The 15,500-nt window shown below is 47.4% G+C and carries 17 protein-coding genes (1 of these 17 only partly in view); 15 read left to right on the top strand and 2 right to left on the bottom strand.

The window, feature by feature from the left end; translation table 11 throughout:
- Positions 1 to 20 precede the first annotated feature (20 nt).
- From rsmG to glmS, 14 genes are all read left to right on the top strand, one after another.
- Positions 21 to 656, top strand: coding sequence for a 16S rRNA (guanine(527)-N(7))-methyltransferase RsmG (gene rsmG, locus CBP12_RS10255; RefSeq protein WP_086964340.1), 636 nt, complete (start codon positions 21 to 23; stop codon positions 654 to 656).
- Between the two features lie 91 nt (positions 657 to 747).
- Complete coding sequence (locus CBP12_RS10250) at positions 748 to 1,551, top strand: ParA family protein (RefSeq protein ID WP_086964339.1); 804 nt, start codon at positions 748 to 750, stop codon at positions 1,549 to 1,551.
- Positions 1,548 to 2,453: a ParB/RepB/Spo0J family partition protein gene (locus CBP12_RS10245; RefSeq protein WP_086964338.1), complete on the top strand. Its 906-nt coding sequence runs from the start codon at positions 1,548 to 1,550 to the stop codon at positions 2,451 to 2,453. Before CBP12_RS10250 ends, CBP12_RS10245 begins: the two co-directional genes overlap by 4 nt.
- Positions 2,454 to 2,652: 199 nt before the next feature.
- On the top strand, positions 2,653 to 3,036 hold the full coding sequence (locus CBP12_RS10240; protein WP_198341908.1) for an ATP synthase subunit I: 384 nt from the start codon (positions 2,653 to 2,655) through the stop codon (positions 3,034 to 3,036).
- 8 nt (positions 3,037 to 3,044) lie between these two features.
- Positions 3,045 to 3,824 carry a F0F1 ATP synthase subunit A gene (atpB, locus tag CBP12_RS10235; protein WP_086964336.1) on the top strand — a complete coding sequence of 260 codons (780 nt, stop codon included), beginning with the start codon at positions 3,045 to 3,047 and terminating at the stop codon, positions 3,822 to 3,824.
- A 62-nt stretch (positions 3,825 to 3,886) separates the two neighbouring features.
- Complete coding sequence (atpE, locus tag CBP12_RS10230; RefSeq protein WP_086964335.1) at positions 3,887 to 4,114, top strand: F0F1 ATP synthase subunit C; 228 nt, start codon at positions 3,887 to 3,889, stop codon at positions 4,112 to 4,114.
- A 49-nt stretch (positions 4,115 to 4,163) separates the two neighbouring features.
- A complete protein-coding gene (atpF, locus tag CBP12_RS10225; protein WP_086964334.1) occupies positions 4,164 to 4,634 on the top strand; it encodes a F0F1 ATP synthase subunit B in 471 nt (156 codons plus the stop codon).
- Positions 4,635 to 4,647: 13 nt separating this feature from the next.
- A complete protein-coding gene (gene atpH / locus CBP12_RS10220) occupies positions 4,648 to 5,178 on the top strand; it encodes a F0F1 ATP synthase subunit delta (protein WP_086964333.1) in 531 nt (176 codons plus the stop codon).
- 14 nt (positions 5,179 to 5,192) lie between these two features.
- Complete coding sequence (atpA, locus tag CBP12_RS10215; RefSeq protein ID WP_086964332.1) at positions 5,193 to 6,734, top strand: F0F1 ATP synthase subunit alpha; 1,542 nt, start codon at positions 5,193 to 5,195, stop codon at positions 6,732 to 6,734.
- 42 nt (positions 6,735 to 6,776) lie between these two features.
- A complete protein-coding gene (atpG, locus tag CBP12_RS10210) occupies positions 6,777 to 7,637 on the top strand; it encodes a F0F1 ATP synthase subunit gamma (protein WP_086964331.1) in 861 nt (286 codons plus the stop codon).
- Positions 7,638 to 7,670: 33 nt separating this feature from the next.
- Positions 7,671 to 9,059 carry a F0F1 ATP synthase subunit beta gene (atpD, locus tag CBP12_RS10205; protein WP_086964330.1) on the top strand — a complete coding sequence of 463 codons (1,389 nt, stop codon included), beginning with the start codon at positions 7,671 to 7,673 and terminating at the stop codon, positions 9,057 to 9,059.
- A gap of 15 nt (positions 9,060 to 9,074) precedes the next feature.
- Positions 9,075 to 9,494, top strand: a complete 420-nt coding sequence (locus CBP12_RS10200) for a F0F1 ATP synthase subunit epsilon (RefSeq protein WP_456299470.1) — start codon at positions 9,075 to 9,077, stop codon at positions 9,492 to 9,494.
- A 161-nt stretch (positions 9,495 to 9,655) separates the two neighbouring features.
- Positions 9,656 to 11,014 (top strand): bifunctional UDP-N-acetylglucosamine diphosphorylase/glucosamine-1-phosphate N-acetyltransferase GlmU, encoded by a 1,359-nt coding sequence (glmU, locus tag CBP12_RS10195; protein ID WP_086964328.1) that lies wholly within the window; start codon positions 9,656 to 9,658, stop codon positions 11,012 to 11,014.
- 333 nt (positions 11,015 to 11,347) lie between these two features.
- Positions 11,348 to 13,180: a glutamine--fructose-6-phosphate transaminase (isomerizing) gene (glmS, locus tag CBP12_RS10190; RefSeq protein ID WP_086964327.1), complete on the top strand. Its 1,833-nt coding sequence runs from the start codon at positions 11,348 to 11,350 to the stop codon at positions 13,178 to 13,180.
- Between the two features lie 29 nt (positions 13,181 to 13,209).
- Here glmS and CBP12_RS10185 read toward each other — a convergent pair whose 3' ends face one another.
- Together CBP12_RS10185 and CBP12_RS10180 are read right to left on the bottom strand one after the other, a co-directional pair.
- Positions 13,210 to 14,136 (bottom strand): LuxQ periplasmic sensor domain-containing protein, encoded by a 927-nt coding sequence (locus CBP12_RS10185; RefSeq protein ID WP_157420095.1) that lies wholly within the window; start codon positions 14,134 to 14,136, stop codon positions 13,210 to 13,212.
- Positions 14,114 to 15,217, bottom strand: a complete 1,104-nt coding sequence (locus CBP12_RS10180; protein ID WP_086965526.1) for a substrate-binding domain-containing protein — start codon at positions 15,215 to 15,217, stop codon at positions 14,114 to 14,116. The genes CBP12_RS10185 and CBP12_RS10180 overlap by 23 nt, the downstream gene beginning before the upstream one ends.
- 216 nt (positions 15,218 to 15,433) lie before the next feature.
- Here CBP12_RS10180 and CBP12_RS10175 point away from each other — a divergent pair, with 216 nt between their 5' ends.
- Positions 15,434 to 15,500, top strand: partial view of a hemolysin family protein gene (locus tag CBP12_RS10175; protein ID WP_086964325.1) — the 5' portion only. It continues 1,250 nt past the right edge of the window; only the first 67 of its 1,317 coding nucleotides appear in the window; its start codon is at positions 15,434 to 15,436; the stop codon falls past the right edge of the window.

Raw genomic sequence — 15,500 nt, 5'->3', positions numbered from 1 at the left:
TAGGATAAATAACAGCTGACATGAAACAACAACTTGTATCGACTCTAAATCGCTTATTGGCTGACACCGAGCTAGATGTAAACGAGCACCAGCGCGACCAGTTAGTGACCTTGGTTACCTTGCTCGATAAATGGAATAAAGCCTTTAATTTAACTTCGGTGCGCGAGCCAAACGCCATGGTGGGTCGTCATATTGTCGATAGCCTAGTTGTCAGTCCCTACCTAGAAGGACAACGTTTTATCGATGTGGGTACGGGCCCTGGTTTGCCGGGGTTGCCCTTAGCCATTATTAATCCCGATAAGGAATTTGTGCTGCTCGATAGTCTTGGCAAGCGGATTCGCTTTATTCGCATGGTCATTCATCATCTTGGACTGACCAACGTAAGCGCCGTAGAAAGTCGCGTTGAGGCCTATCAGCCTGAACAAAAGTTTGATGGTGTGCTAAGCCGAGCCTTTGCTTCTTTAGATGACATGGTAAGCTGGTGCGCGCATTTGCTCAGTGCAAAGGGGCGCTTCCTAGCATTGAAAGGCCAATATCCTGAGTCGGAATTACAAGTATTGCCTGAGCACTTGACCTTAGATAAGGTTTACCCCTTAATCGTGCCTGAGCAAGAAGGCGAGCGCCATTTGGTGGTGCTAAGCCAGCGCTTAGGCTGACATAGTCACGTACATGCTGTATTAAGATCTATCTTGCAAAACTTATTCGCATAAGACATAGCCGTCTTGTGCCAGCTAATAGAGGTGTTCGGTGGGAAAAGTCATCGCCATTGCCAACCAAAAAGGGGGCGTGGGTAAAACTACGACCTGTGTGAACTTGGCAGCCTCCATGGCTGCAACCAAGCGCAAGGTATTGGTGATAGATCTGGATCCGCAAGGTAACGCCACCATGGCCAGCGGTATCGATAAATACCAAGTGCTCAATACCGCCTATGAATTACTCGTCGATGAGCTGCCCTTTGAGCAGGTAGTCGAGCGTGAAACTAGCGGCGGTTATGACTTAATTGCCGGTAATGGTGATGTAACGGCCGCCGAAATTAAGCTAATGGAAGTGTTTGCCAGAGAAGTTCGCTTGCGTACGGCGCTCTCTGGCGTTCGTGATTACTACGATTATATTTTTATTGATTGCCCGCCTTCTCTGAACTTGCTTACCGTGAATGCCATGTCTGCTGCTGACTCGGTGTTAGTGCCGATGCAGTGTGAATATTTTGCACTGGAGGGATTAACTGCCCTAGTGGACACTATCAGTAAACTAGCGGCGGTGGTGAATCCGGACTTAAAAATCGAGGGCATTTTACGCACCATGTACGATCACCGTAATCGCTTATCGAGTGATGTATCAGACCAACTAAAATCTCATTTTGGCGATAAAGTGTATCGCACCGTGATCCCGCGCAATGTGCGCCTTGCCGAAGCGCCCAGCTTTGGCCAACCAGCCATGTATTACGATAAATCTTCATTAGGCGCTAAGGCTTACCTCGCCTTAGCCGGAGAAATTTTGCGCCGTGAAGAACTTTCTGCAGACTCTAGTGAAACTTCGGAACAATTAGTATGAATATGAAACGACGCGGTTTGGGCAAAGGCTTAGATGCGTTGCTCAGCACCAGTTCGGCTGCCAATGTGCGCCAACAGCACGCCGATACCCACTCTGAGCTTGGCGCTAACGATCAGTTACAAAACTTAAGCCTCAACCAGTTGCGTCCAGGTAAGTACCAGCCACGCCGAGATATGTCGCAGGTCGCACTCGAAGAATTGGCTACTTCCATCCGCCAACAAGGCATTATTCAGCCCATTATTGTGCGCCCTATTACGCAAGGTGGTTATGAAATATTAGCCGGTGAGCGGCGCTGGCGAGCCGCGCGTATTGCCGGCCTTAGTCATGTGCCTTGTCTGGTAAAAGAGGTGGCAGACCAAGAGGCCATGGCGATTGGCCTGATTGAGAACATTCAGCGCGAGGACTTAAACGTGATTGAAGAGTCTCGTGCTTTATCGCGTTTAATTGAAGAATTTGGCTTTACTCACTTATCAGTAGCAGAGGCCGTAGGTAAGAGTCGTAGTGCAGTTTCTAACTTGCTGCGCTTGGCGCAATTGAATGACGAAGTGAAGCAATTAGTTGAACATGGCTCCCTAGAAATGGGCCATGCCCGCGCTTTGTTAGGCATTAGTGGCGAGCTGCAAACTGAATTAGCACGCTTAGTTGCGCAAAAAGGTCTCACCGTTCGCGAAACTGAGCGCTTAGTTAAACAAAGTCAAAACCCGAAAAAAGAGCCGATTGTTCAGCCTAGATCCTTGTTAATGAGCCAACTTGAACAAGAAATAGGGCTCAAACTAGGTGCAAAGGTAGAAATTAAGTCCACTAATAAGGACCAAGGTAAGCTGGTTATCTCTTATAACTCATTGAATGAGTTGGATAAAATCAGCCATTTCTTCGGAATAAATGACGAGCCAGACGTATAAGTTAATGGATGTAAACAAACAGTTAACATCCATGAGTAATGGCTAAATACGGCCAGTAAAGCTAGTAAAATAAGGCGCTTACTGCAATTGCATTTATACCAAGCACGGGTATAATTTGACCTGCTTTTTTGGGGCTTAACTGAAACACCTCGGTGTAGGCAGTTAGCCCCTAACTGTATCAGGAGTGTTTGTGAGCCAAATGAGTCAGCACCTGAGCGACAAGCAAGTGGCGCTGGTGAGTTTGTGTTGCCAATTACTTCTGGTAGTGGCCGTAGCCACCCTGTTCTTTTATTTACAGGGTGAGGCCGCTGCTCGTTCTGCCCTTATGGGGGGCGGAATCTACTGGGTTCCCCAATGTTTGTTTAGCGTGCGAGTGTTTGCTTTTAAAGCCAAGCATACGACGCCAAATAGCGTACTGGCGGACTTTTACAGCGGGGCTGGGATTAAGTTTGGCAGCACTATCTTGTTGTTCACGGTAGCGCTCAAATTTATGGATGTGCTTCATGCACCTCTGTTTATGGCTTACATCACAGCATTGCTGATGCAGTGGATTGTTTCGTTCACTCTCAACAACCGTTACTAGGAAAACACATGGCTGCAACAGGAGATGTCTTAACTTCCCAAGGTTATATCTCACACCACCTGACTCATTTACAGGTTGGTTCGGGTTTTTGGGCGTTAAATATCGATTCTTTGCTTGTTTCCGTTGTCCTGGGAATGCTGTTCTTGTGGCTATTCCACAAGGTTGCTACTCGTGCAACCAGTGGTGTGCCAGGCAAGTTGCAATGTGCAGTTGAGCTGTTAGTAGGCTTTGTAGATGGTGCCGTTAAAGACGTCTTCCATGCAAAAAATAAGTTAGTGGCTCCGTTGGCGCTAACCATTTTTGTTTGGGTATTTTTGATGAACTTAATGGACTTACTACCCGTCGACTTACTACCTTACGGCGCACAATTGCTCGGTGTTCCTTACCTGAGGGTTGTTCCTTCCGCCGATGTTAACATCACCATGTCCATGGCGATTGGTGTGTTCTTTTTGATAATTATTTTTAGTATCAGAGAGAAAGGCGTGTCTGGCTTTGTTAAAGAGCTGACACTGCAACCACTAAATCACTGGTCAATGATCCCTGTTAACTTGGTGCTTGAGACTGTATCACTGGTCGCTAAGCCTATCTCACTAGGTTTACGACTGTTCGGTAACATGTATGCGGGTGAGATGATTTTCATCTTAATCGCAGGTCTGTTGCCATGGTGGTCTCAATGGGCCCTTAATGTGCCTTGGGCGATTTTCCATATCCTGATAATCACCTTGCAGGCTTTCATCTTCATGATCTTAACCGTTGTTTACTTATCAATGGCGTCTGAAGAGCATTAATAACAAAGATAACAATACTTTAACAAGCAGTCGTTTAAACCGCTAATAATTGGAGAATAAAAATGGAAATTATCTACATCGCCGCCGCCGTTATGCTGGGCTTCGCCGCAATCGCTGCATCTATCGGTATTTCTATGCTGGGTGGTAAGTTCATGGAAAGTGCTGCTCGCCAGCCTGACATGTTGCCTGCTCTGCGTACTAACTTCTTTATCGTTGTAGGTCTGGTTGATGCTATCCCAATGATCACTGTAGGTATGGCTTTGTATCTGATTTTCGCCGTTGCTGCTTAATGCCACGCTTGATCAATCAGTCTGTTAACTATTTTAAAGGAGAGTTGCGATGAATATGAACGCAACAATCCTCGGTCAAACGGTCGCCTTTATAGTCTTCGTTTGGTTTTGTATGAAGTATGTATGGCCCCCGCTTATGGGTGCTATCGAAGCTCGTCAGAAAGAAATCGCCGAAGGATTATCTTCAGCGGAGCGTGCCAAGAAAGATTTGGCTCTGGCGCAAGATCATGCAACCGAACAGCTGAAAGAAGCTAAGCTGCAGTCTGCTCAAATTGTTGAGTTGGCTAATAAGCGCAAAGCTCAGATCGTCGAGGATGCTACACGTGAAGCACAAGCTGAACGTGAGAAAATATTGACACAGGCTCACGCTGAAGTTGAAGCCGAACGCAATCGTGTCAAAGAGGAACTGCGCAAGCAGGTTGCTGCTCTTGCCTTGGTAGGTGCAGAAAGAATCCTCGAGCGTCAAATTGATGCCGCTGCTAATAGCGACATTGTTGAGAAAGTAGTAGCTGAACTGTAAGGGATAGAGAGCTATGGACATGATTACCATTGCTCGCCCCTATGCCAAAGCAGCTTTCGATTTTGCCGTTGAGAAAAAAGCGGTTGATAAATGGTTAACTATGCTGGGTTTTGCTGCGCAAGTAGCAAGCGATCCGCAAGTAGAAGACCTTATCAATAGCAATCTGAACGCGGAAAAGATGGCCGACTTATTTTTGGCTGTCTGTGGCGATCAGCTCGATGAGCAAGGCCAAAACCTAATAAAGGTAATGGCCGTAAACGGACGCTTGAGTGTGTTGCCTGCAGTGGTCTTAGAATTTGCCTCCTTAAAGGCAGAGTTAGACCGGGAAGTAGAAGCCGAAGTGGTGTCTGCTGCCAAACTGACTAAGCAACAAATGGCCAAGATTCAGGCCTCACTTGAAAAGCGCTTAGATCGCAAAGTGAAGCTGAATTGCAGTGTCGATAAAGCACTTATGGCTGGCATTATTATTAAAGCTGGTGACTTGGTTATCGACGGAAGTGTTCGGGGCAGGCTGTCCCGCTTGGCTGAAACGCTGCAATCTTGATTGGGGAATAGAGCATGCAACTGAATTCAACTGAAATTGCCGAGCTGATTAAACAGCGTATCGAGCAATTCAACGTTGTCAGTGAAGCACGAAACGAAGGTACTATCGTCTCTGTAAGTGACGGTATTATCCGTGTTCACGGCCTTGCTGATATCATGCAAGGTGAAATGATCGAATTGCCAGGTGGTTTGTACGCCTTGGCATTGAACTTAGAGCGTGACTCCGTCGGTGCCGTGGTAATGGGTCCTTATACGGATCTAGCCGAAGGCATGAAAGTACGCTCTACCGGCCGTATTCTGGAAGTTCCAGTAGGTCGTAATCTATTGGGTCGTGTGGTTAACACCTTGGGTGAGCCCATCGACGGTAAAGGCGCCATTGTTGCCGATACTTTTTCACCAGTAGAAATGATTGCACCAGGTGTTATCGACCGTCAATCGGTAGATGAGCCACTGCAAACTGGTTATAAAGCCGTTGATGCCATGATCCCTGTAGGTCGTGGTCAGCGTGAGCTGATCATCGGTGACCGTCAGGTAGGTAAAACTGCCTTAGCCGTTGATGCCATCATCAACCAAAAAGACTCCGGCGTTAAGTGTGTGTACGTGGCTATCGGCCAAAAAGCGTCCACTATCTCTAACGTAGTTCGCAAGTTAGAAGAGCATGGCGCACTGGCCAACACTATCGTAGTAGTGGCTTCTGCTTCTGAGTCTGCAGCACTGCAGTACTTGGCGCCTTACTCTGGTTGCGCCATGGGTGAATTCTTCCGCGACCGCGGTGAAGATGCGCTGATCGTATACGATGACTTGTCTAAACAAGCCGTTGCTTATCGTCAGATTTCTTTGCTGTTACGTCGTCCGCCAGGTCGTGAAGCTTATCCGGGTGACGTTTTCTACTTGCACTCCCGTTTGCTTGAGCGTGCCTCTCGCGTATCGGTTGAGTATGTAGAGCGCTTCACTAAGGGTGAAGTGACAGGTAAAACCGGTTCTTTGACCGCGTTGCCTATCATTGAAACTCAAGCGGGTGACGTATCGGCGTTTGTACCGACCAACGTAATCTCGATTACTGATGGTCAGATTTTCTTGACTACAGAGCTGTTTAACTCCGGCATTCGCCCGGCAGTTGACCCAGGTATCTCTGTATCTCGAGTAGGTGGTGCGGCTCAAACTAAGCTTATCAAAAAGGTTTCAGGTGGTATTCGTACTGCTTTGGCTCAGTATCGTGAACTGGCCGCCTTTGCTCAATTCTCTTCTGACCTAGATGCCGCTACGCGCAAGCAGCTGGATCACGGCCAGAAAGTAACTGAGTTGATGAAGCAAAAGCAGTACCGTCCTATGTCAGTTGCTGAGCAAGGTTTAGTCTTGTTTGCTGCTGAAAACGGCTATTTAGACGATGTTGAGTTAAGCCAAATCACTACGTTTGAAGCTGCCCTGCTCGCTTATGCCAGTTCAGAACATGCTGCCACCATGGCAGACATCAACCAGAAAGCCGACTACAACAAAGATGTTGTGGCTCAGCTATCTGCGTTGCTGGATAGCTTTAAAGCTACCCAGTCCTGGTAACCATGTGGCAGCGTTTGCTGCCACCTGAATTGGAGAAGCGACATGGCCGGCGCAAAAGAAATACGTAGCAAGATCGGGAGTGTTAAAAACACTCAAAAGATCACCAGCGCTATGGAGATGGTGGCCGCCTCTAAAATGCGCAGAGCGCAAGAGAGAATGGACCACAGCCGCCCATACGCTGAAACCATACGCAAGGTGATCGGTAACGTCGCGCAAGGGAACTTGGAATACAAGCACCCCTATATGGAAGACCGTGAGGTTAAGCGCGTTGGGTTTATTATTATCTCAACCGACCGTGGCCTATGTGGTGGTTTGAACATTAACTTGTTCAAAAAAGCCATGACCGACATGAAAGCATGGTCCGATAAAGGCGTAGACATTGATCTAGGCTTGATCGGCGGTAAAGCGGTGAGTTTCTTTAACCGCTACGGCGGCAAAGTCATTGCCTCAAAGAGTGGCTTGGGTGATAACCCATCCCTTAGCGAGTTAATTGGCTCTGTCACCGTCATGCTTGAGGCGTACAACTCGGGTGAGATAGATAGACTGTTTTTGGTGTACAACAAGTTTGAAAACACCATGATACAGGCACCCACAATCGATCAACTGTTGCCCTTACCCGCAGCGGAAGAAAACGTGGCCAGCCACAGCTGGGACTACATATACGAACCAAGTCCTAAAGTGCTGTTAGATAAGCTACTGGTACGCTTTGTGGAAGCACAAGTGTATCAAGGTGTGGTAGAAAACCTCGCCAGTGAGCAGGCTGCACGCATGGTGGCAATGAAAGCCGCCACCGATAACGCCGGTGACTTAATCGACGAATTGCAATTGGTGTATAACAAAGCCCGTCAGGCGGCGATTACCCAAGAGCTGAGCGAGATAGTGGCTGGTGCCGGTGCCGTATAAGGCAAGGGTATTCAAAGGTTTAGAGGATTTGACATGAGTAAGGGTATCATAGTCCAAATCATCGGCGCCGTAGTAGACGTGGAATTTCCGCAAGATGCGGTTCCTCGCGTGTATGAAGCGCTGAAGATCACGACTGAAGGCCAAAGCCAGGGCATCGTTCTGGAAGTGCAGCAGCAAATCGGCGGTGGCGTTGTACGTTGTATCGTCATGGGTTCTTCCGACGGTTTACGCCGTGGTTTAGAAATCGAGCGCACCAACAACCCAATCGAAGTACCGGTCGGTACTCAGACTTTGGGTCGTATTATGGACGTGCTGGGTAACCCTATCGATGAGAAAGGTCCGATTGGCGAAGAAGAGCGTTGGTCTATCCACCGTTCTGCGCCTAGCTACGAAGAGCAGTCAAACAGCTCTGAGTTGCTCGAGACTGGCATCAAGGTTATCGACTTAGTTTGTCCGTTTGCTAAAGGCGGTAAAGTCGGTCTGTTCGGTGGTGCCGGTGTTGGTAAAACCGTAAACATGATGGAGCTTATCCGTAACATCGCGATTGAGCACAGTGGTTTCTCTGTGTTTGCCGGTGTAGGTGAGCGTACTCGTGAAGGTAACGACTTCTACCACGAAATGACCGACTCTAACGTTATCGATAAAGTATCGTTAGTGTACGGCCAGATGAACGAGCCACCAGGAAACCGTTTGCGTGTAGCACTGACCGGTTTGACCATGGCGGAAAAATTCCGTGATGAAGGCCGTGACGTACTGTTCTTCGTCGATAACATCTATCGCTATACCTTGGCCGGTACTGAAGTATCTGCACTGCTGGGCCGTATGCCTTCAGCAGTAGGTTATCAGCCAACACTGGCTGAAGAGATGGGGATTTTGCAAGAGCGTATTACCTCTACTAAGACGGGTTCTATTACGTCAGTACAAGCGGTATACGTACCTGCGGATGACTTAACGGATCCATCACCTGCTACTACCTTTGCTCACTTAGATGCAACTGTAGTATTGAGCCGCCAGATTGCTGCTTTGGGTATTTACCCTGCCGTTGATCCATTGGACTCAACCAGCCGTCAGCTGGACCCGCAGGTAGTAGGTGAAGAGCACTATACTGTTGCTCGTGGCGTACAGACTGTATTACAGCGCTATAAAGAGCTGAAAGACATCATCGCCATCTTGGGTATGGATGAGCTGTCAGAAGACGACAAGCAAACCGTATCTCGCGCCCGTAAAATTGAGCGTTTCCTGTCTCAGCCTTTCTTCGTGGCAGAAGTATTTACCGGTGCTCCGGGCAAGTACGTGTCACTGAAAGATACCATTAGTGGTTTTAAAGGTATCTTAGACGGTGATTACGACTCGCTGCCAGAGCAGGCGTTCTACATGGTTGGTTCAATCGACGAAGCCGTCGAGAAAGCCAAGAAACTGTAAGCCGCGAAGGAGAACCTGATGAGCAATTTTCGCTTTCATCTCGACATTGTTAGTGCCGAAGAGCGTTTGTTCTCTGGCATTGTGCAAGCGGTGACAGTTTCCGGCTCTGAGGGTGAATTGGGGATCCGTTATGGACATGCCCCCTTGTTGACCTCGATTCGTCCAGGCTTAGTGCAATATGTTACTGAGTCTGGTCAACAAGAAGTTCTGTATATTTCTGGCGGTATGCTAGAAGTGCAGAACAGCAGTGTTAAGGTTTTAGCTGACACTGCTATTCGCGCCCAAGACTTGGATAAAGCCAAGGCCGAGGAAGCTAAACGCGCGGCAGAAGCTAAGTTGCATAGCTCCGCAAAAGATGTGGATTATGCCGAAGCGGCCGCCGATTTGGCTCGCGCTGTGGCAAAACTGCGCGTGTTGCAGTTGCTAAAAAGATAAGGTGCAGTTTATTTGCGCCTAAAAAAGCGGCCTTAGGGTCGCTTTTTTTTTATAATTTAATATAAAGTGAGATGTGAGGAGTGAAGCGTGAGAGAGAAGCCGGTTATGTATTTACTCCTCACTCCTTACTACTTACGTCTCACATAAGGTAATTCATTCTCATGACGACACAGGCTGTAATTCTAGCGGCGGGTAAAGGCACTCGCATGCGTTCTTCTTTACCTAAGGTGCTGCACCCTATTGCGGCTAAGCCCATGGTCAGCCATGTGCTAGCGGCGGCACATGCCTGTGCAGTAGACGGTATTCATTTAGTATATGGCCACGGCGCCGAGCAACTTAAAGCGCGCATTACCGATGCCAATGTAAGCTGGGTTCATCAACAGGAACAACTGGGTACCGGTCATGCGGTAGCGGTAGCGCTACCCGACATCCATGACACTGATGATGTCTTGGTTTTATATGGTGATACGCCGCTATTACAGCCAGATACCCTAAAGGCCTTACTGGCCGCCAAACCAAAGGGCGGCGTAGGCTTGCTGACGGTTAAGCTAGATAATCCCACCGGTTATGGTCGTATAGTGCGCGATAACGGCAAGGTAGTAGGCATAGTCGAGCAAAAAGATGCCAACGCCGAACAACTACTGATTAATGAAGTAAATACCGGCGTGCTGGTGGCCGAAGCGGGTTTACTGAAGCGCTGGTTGAGCGCCTTAAATAACAATAATGCTCAAGGTGAATACTACCTGACCGACATCTTCGCCATGGCCCATGCTGATGGTTGCGAGATTGCCACCGTGCATCCTGCCTCCACTGCCGAAGTAGAAGGCGCCAACGATCGATTGCAATTGGCCGGTTTGGAGCGCGCCTATCAGAAGATGCAGGCCGAGCGCTTGATGCGTGAAGGCGTTACCCTATTGGATCCAGCCCGTTTTGACTTGCGCGGCGAGCTCACCGTCGGCGAAGAAGTGACTATCGATGTGAACGTGATCATCGAAGGTAAGGTCACCTTAGGTAATCGCGTGCACCTAGGCGCCGGTGCCATCCTTAAAGACTGCGTGATTAAGGATGACGCCATCGTTAAGCCCTACTCTATTATTGAGCAAGCCCAGCTCGGTAGCGCCAGCTCCGCCGGCCCCTTCGCCCGCCTGCGCCCAGGTGCGATATTGGGCGACGATACTCATGTAGGAAATTTTGTAGAAATAAAAAAAGCGCGGTTAGGCAACGGCTCCAAGGCCGGCCATTTAAGCTACTTAGGTGACGCCGAGATTGGCGCGGGCGTAAATATTGGTGCCGGTACCATTACCTGTAACTACGATGGCGTAAATAAGTTTCAAACTATCATCGAAGATGGCGTATTCGTCGGCTCCGATACCCAGTTAGTAGCACCGGTGCGCATCGGTAAAAATGCCACCTTAGGGGCTGGCTCTACGGTGACCAAAGACGTTGCCGCCGATGAGCTGGTAATCACACGTGTGGCGCAGCGCCACATTAAAAACTGGCCACGCCCTACTAAAAAATAGTATTAATTGGTGGTGAGGGATGAGAGGTAAGGCGAGAGGATTAACCTCCCAATCGCCCTATTTTCTACCTCATTCCTTACCGTTTCCCTTTGCTATTGTGCGCACATTTTCCTTGCGCGCTTTTCTTTTACTCTGGTAAAATTTTCTTTCCATTCGACATATTCGCACTTTATGTCTCACGCTCCACTTCATTATCACTCTGGCTTGCTTACCCTAGCGATACCGCCACCTTATCGTTATTGCTCAACCCTATAATTATGTCAGTAATGGGTAGCAACCCTGCCACTGGATTTCATTATATAAAGCATGCAATTAATTTTTTAGGGGATAGTCATGTGTGGCATAGTCGGCGCTGTAGCCCAGCGAGATGTAGCAGAAATATTGATTGAAGGTTTACGGCGCCTCGAATATCGCGGCTATGACTCGGCCGGGGTAGCTATTGTTAACGGCGAAGGCCAGTTACATAGGTTGCGTGAGCTAGGTAAGGTCCAAGCCTTGGCGGATGCGCTAGCCGCTCAACCGCTAAGCGGTGGCACTGGCATTGCTCATACTCGCTGGGCTACCCATGGTGAACCCTCCCAGCGTAATGCTCATCCCCATGTGTCGGACGACATAGTAGTAGTACATAACGGCATTATCGAAAATTACGAACGTCTACGTTCAGAGATGCAAGCCAAGGGCTATCACTTTAGCTCAGATACCGACACCGAAGTGATTGCTCACTTAGTGCATTATCACCGCCAGCACACCGACTCTTTACTTAGCGCCGTACAAGCCACGCTGAAAGCGCTGCGCGGCGCCTATGGTACCGTGGTTATGGATGCGAGAGATCCTGAGCTATTGGTGGTGGCCCGCTCTGGCTCACCGCTAGTGATTGGCTTAGGAGTAGGTGAAAACTTTATTGCCTCGGATCAGCTGGCGCTACTACCAGTGACCCGCCGCTTCTTGTATCTAGAAGAAGGTGATGTGGCTGAAGTGACCCGCCGTGAGGTGCGTGTCTTTGATGCGCAAGGGGTGAGCGTCGAGCGTAGCGAACTGCAGTCTGATGTTATGCATGATGCCGGTGATAAAGGTGAATATCGCCATCATATGCTGAAAGAAATTCACCAGCAGCCCAAGGCCATTACCGACACTTTAGAGGGTCGCCTTACCGATAGCGGCGTAGTGGTAGAAGCCTTCGGTAATAGCGCGCGCGGCATTTTTGAAAAAGTTGAACATATCCAGCTGATTGCTTGTGGCACCTCTTATCATGCAGGCATGGTGGCGCGTTATTGGTTTGAGGCACTGGCGGGTGTGGCTTGTGATATCGACATCGCTTCCGAATTTCGCTATCGCAAGTCAGTGATGCGGCCGAATAGTTTGATTATTACTCTTTCGCAAAGTGGCGAAACCGCCGATACGCTCGCGGCCTTGCGCTTAGCCAAAGAGCTTGGTTTTATGAGCAGCTTGGCTATTTGTAATGTGGCCAGCTCCTCGTTGGTGCGCGAATCAGAGCTCGCCTTTATGACTCGCGCCGGTGCCGAAATTGGCGTGGCATCTACTAAGGCGTTTACTACTCAATTAGCGGCTTTACTGATGTTAGTGATGGCTATGGGGCGTTGTCGTAATACCATGAGCGCCGAGACTGAATTAGAACTGCTACAGGCGCTGCGCGCCCTGCCCGGCCATTTGGCCGAAACTTTGGGCTTGGCGGATCAGATAGAAATGCTCGCGGAAGATTTTGTCGAAAAACAGCACAGTTTATTTTTGGGCCGTGGCGAGCAATACCCTATCGCCATGGAAGGTGCACTTAAGCTAAAAGAAATCTCCTATATTCATGCCGAAGCTTATGCCGCCGGCGAGCTAAAACACGGGCCGCTGGCGCTGATCGACGCCGAGATGCCCATTATCGTAATAGCGCCTGATAATGATTTATTAGAAAAGCTGAAATCTAACATCGAAGAAGTGCGCGCCCGAGGCGGCATCTTATATGTGTTTGCCGACCGAGCCGCTGACTTTAATAGTGCCGCCAATATGCAGGTGCTTCCAGTGCCCCATGTGCCGGCAGCTATCGCACCTATTGTCTATACGCTGCCGCTGCAGTTATTGTCTTATTATGTCGCTTTGATAAAAGGCACGGATGTGGATCAGCCTAGAAATCTTGCTAAATCAGTCACGGTCGAATAACGCTTTTAATAAAATAAATGCTTAACTTTTTATTTTTTGTATTTAGCTAATAATAAGGTGGCTAATACTAATAGTAATAATACCATCAGTAATAAAAAGTGGTAAAGATAGGTATAAGTATATAAATGTGATAAAGATCTATCGGCTACAACTAATAATTGTAATCGCTGCTTATCATTACCAAAGCTTAAAGGTTTACGACTAAAGTAGTGGCCTTCTATTTTTCCTTTAGTTTGTTTGCTCGTTATTATTTTATTAATTAAGTTACTATCTAGCTTTTCTTCTTTAAAAATCGGTCCTACGGGATGGTCGTCAAGTAAAAGTTGTAAACTTTTATCTGACGTGTCTTTTCCTAGTAAGCTTAACAGCGTTAAGTTATCGTTTAATATTAATCCGCCAAAAACACTTCCTACTACCATACCGGTGTGACTAGATAAGATGGGATAGCGCTGGATAATGGCGGTAAGTGCATTAGGATCAGGCGTTAAATTAACACTCGACCATTTATTAAAATAAGAAATATCGCCAATCGTGGAATTTAAGTCTGAACCCAGTAGATATAAAGGGGAGCTCATGTTAGCCCAGTATTTACCTTGGCGGCTAAGAACTAGTAAATCTAAGTATTCGCCATAGTTATGTTCTAAGGTATTGCTTAACATTGCTTTAGCGTCTTGGCGCTTATCTTCAATAATATAATTAGCCAGCTTAGGATTTTCAGCTAGGCTAGACAATAAGTTATCTAAGCCACTGAGATAGCTTTCTAGGCGGCTTTGGGCGTTGTTTTGTGTTTCTTGTAGCTGATAATCAATACTACTTTTCATCACGCTGTGAGTGCTTTGCCATGCTAAAAATAACATTATAAAAGCGAGAGCGAATAATATCGGTAATAAGATAACTAAGCTCAGCTTTAACTTGGCTCGCTGGCGCTGGTAATTAGTTTGAGTAGCGAAAGGCATGGCTTTTAAAACGCTCCAGTGCGGCAGGTGAAGTATGTTGGTCGATAAGGACAAAGTCGCCATTATAAACTTGTGGCACCGCCTCTTTTTTTCCTAACTGATCAAGCATTATGGCTTCGGCAATGGCTATGCCATTATCGTCATTCATCCGCATCACGGTAAGATCTAACTCTCCTGCGACTAGCGCTGCTAGCTCATCGCTACCGCCTCCCCAGCCATTTATAATAGTGTTCTCTTGTTTACCCATAGCCTTAAGTGCTTTTGCAGCTGCCAGTGCTATATCTGTGGTACAAGCATAAATAAGGTTAATATTTGGTTTAGCAGTGAGCGCTTCAAATATCGCCTGTTTTGTTTTTTCAGGCTTTACGTCTGTGTAAAAGGCTTGGCTTAAGCTTATATTATCTTCTTTTTGGTTAAGTTGGATAAAAGAGTCGCCTCTTACTCGGCTAATATAGCCTCGAGTTCCATAAAGCATTAAGTAGTTCGCTTGGCCACCGGTCATTTCTTTCATTTTTCTTTGCAGCAGTTGTGTGCCTTGCTCATGATCAAAGCCTACATAAAAGAAAGGCTGCTTAGCGCCGAGATGCTTTAATGGCGTAGTAATATTCATAACTATTATTTTGGGTTTATCTCGGGTAAGCAATTTATCCAGTAAGATCGCTTCTCGCGCCGTGTTAAGAGTGAGTATCAAATAATCGGGATCACTTTGCAGAGCGTTTGCTAGTAACTGCTCTTGCTCACGGGTGTGGGTAGCGGGTAAAGATGAATAGTTTTGTAAGCTAAAGCTCACACCCAGCTCGGTTAGGCGTTTGCTTAGGCTTTGTTGGTTACGGCTCCAATAGTCAGATACTTGTTGATCTGGCGTTAATAGAGCAATACGCAATGGCTTAGCTAGCTTCTTAGTTGAAGGCTGTACCTCTTGCCTAACGCGTTTAGCAAAGGCTTTCGATAATGCCTGTTGCTCGGGGTGCAAGGTTAAGTACTCCTGCAATGACCAGTATTCTAAGTGATTAGCCGCCACACTTTGACTTAAAAAAAGCAATAAGTAGCCGCTAAGCAGTATCAAATTTTTAGTTAGCATAAAAATGGCTCTGTGAGGCAACAAAGCACGCAGTGCTGTTATCGCTCCTTAAGTTTTAAAAAATTATCGAAGAGTTAGCTGATATTTATTCTCTTTTGGGAGCTAGCCCCCTAGTTAAGCAAAACAACTATTTAGCTAATTCGAAATAGCATACATAATGGTAGTCTGCGCTGCTGCTCGCCAGACGCTTTTCTTTACTTCTATTGGTGTATTGCTATGACCATGTTTGAGAACCTCTTGATATTAATCTTGCTGGTAGCTGTTAGCTCATTTTTCTCTATTT

Origin of the sequence: Oceanisphaera avium (assembly GCF_002157875.1) — a bacterium.
Taxonomy (GTDB): Bacteria; Pseudomonadota; Gammaproteobacteria; order Enterobacterales; family Aeromonadaceae; genus Oceanimonas; species Oceanimonas avium.
Note: the sequence above shows the minus strand (reverse complement) of the source record. Positions and strands in the feature narration are given on the sequence as shown.

Excerpts from the sequence above, each read along its gene's own strand:
- atpD (WP_086964330.1), top strand. The coding sequence starts at position 7,671 with ATGAGTAAGGGTATCATAGTCCAAATCATCGGCGCCGTAGTAGACGTG.
- atpF (WP_086964334.1), top strand. The coding sequence starts at position 4,164 with ATGAATATGAACGCAACAATCCTCGGTCAAACGGTCGCCTTTATAGTC.
- atpH (WP_086964333.1), top strand. The coding sequence starts at position 4,648 with ATGGACATGATTACCATTGCTCGCCCCTATGCCAAAGCAGCTTTCGAT.
- CBP12_RS10245 (WP_086964338.1), top strand. The coding sequence starts at position 1,548 with ATGAATATGAAACGACGCGGTTTGGGCAAAGGCTTAGATGCGTTGCTC.
- CBP12_RS10185 (WP_157420095.1), bottom strand. The coding sequence starts at position 14,136 with ATGCCTTTCGCTACTCAAACTAATTACCAGCGCCAGCGAGCCAAGTTA.
- CBP12_RS10240 (WP_198341908.1), top strand. The coding sequence starts at position 2,653 with ATGAGTCAGCACCTGAGCGACAAGCAAGTGGCGCTGGTGAGTTTGTGT.
- glmU (WP_086964328.1), top strand. The coding sequence starts at position 9,656 with ATGACGACACAGGCTGTAATTCTAGCGGCGGGTAAAGGCACTCGCATG.
- atpE (WP_086964335.1), top strand. The coding sequence starts at position 3,887 with ATGGAAATTATCTACATCGCCGCCGCCGTTATGCTGGGCTTCGCCGCA.
- CBP12_RS10180 (WP_086965526.1), bottom strand. The coding sequence starts at position 15,217 with ATGCTAACTAAAAATTTGATACTGCTTAGCGGCTACTTATTGCTTTTT.
- atpB (WP_086964336.1), top strand. The coding sequence starts at position 3,045 with ATGGCTGCAACAGGAGATGTCTTAACTTCCCAAGGTTATATCTCACAC.
- glmS (WP_086964327.1), top strand. The coding sequence starts at position 11,348 with ATGTGTGGCATAGTCGGCGCTGTAGCCCAGCGAGATGTAGCAGAAATA.
- atpA (WP_086964332.1), top strand. The coding sequence starts at position 5,193 with ATGCAACTGAATTCAACTGAAATTGCCGAGCTGATTAAACAGCGTATC.
- rsmG (WP_086964340.1), top strand. The coding sequence starts at position 21 with ATGAAACAACAACTTGTATCGACTCTAAATCGCTTATTGGCTGACACC.
- atpG (WP_086964331.1), top strand. The coding sequence starts at position 6,777 with ATGGCCGGCGCAAAAGAAATACGTAGCAAGATCGGGAGTGTTAAAAAC.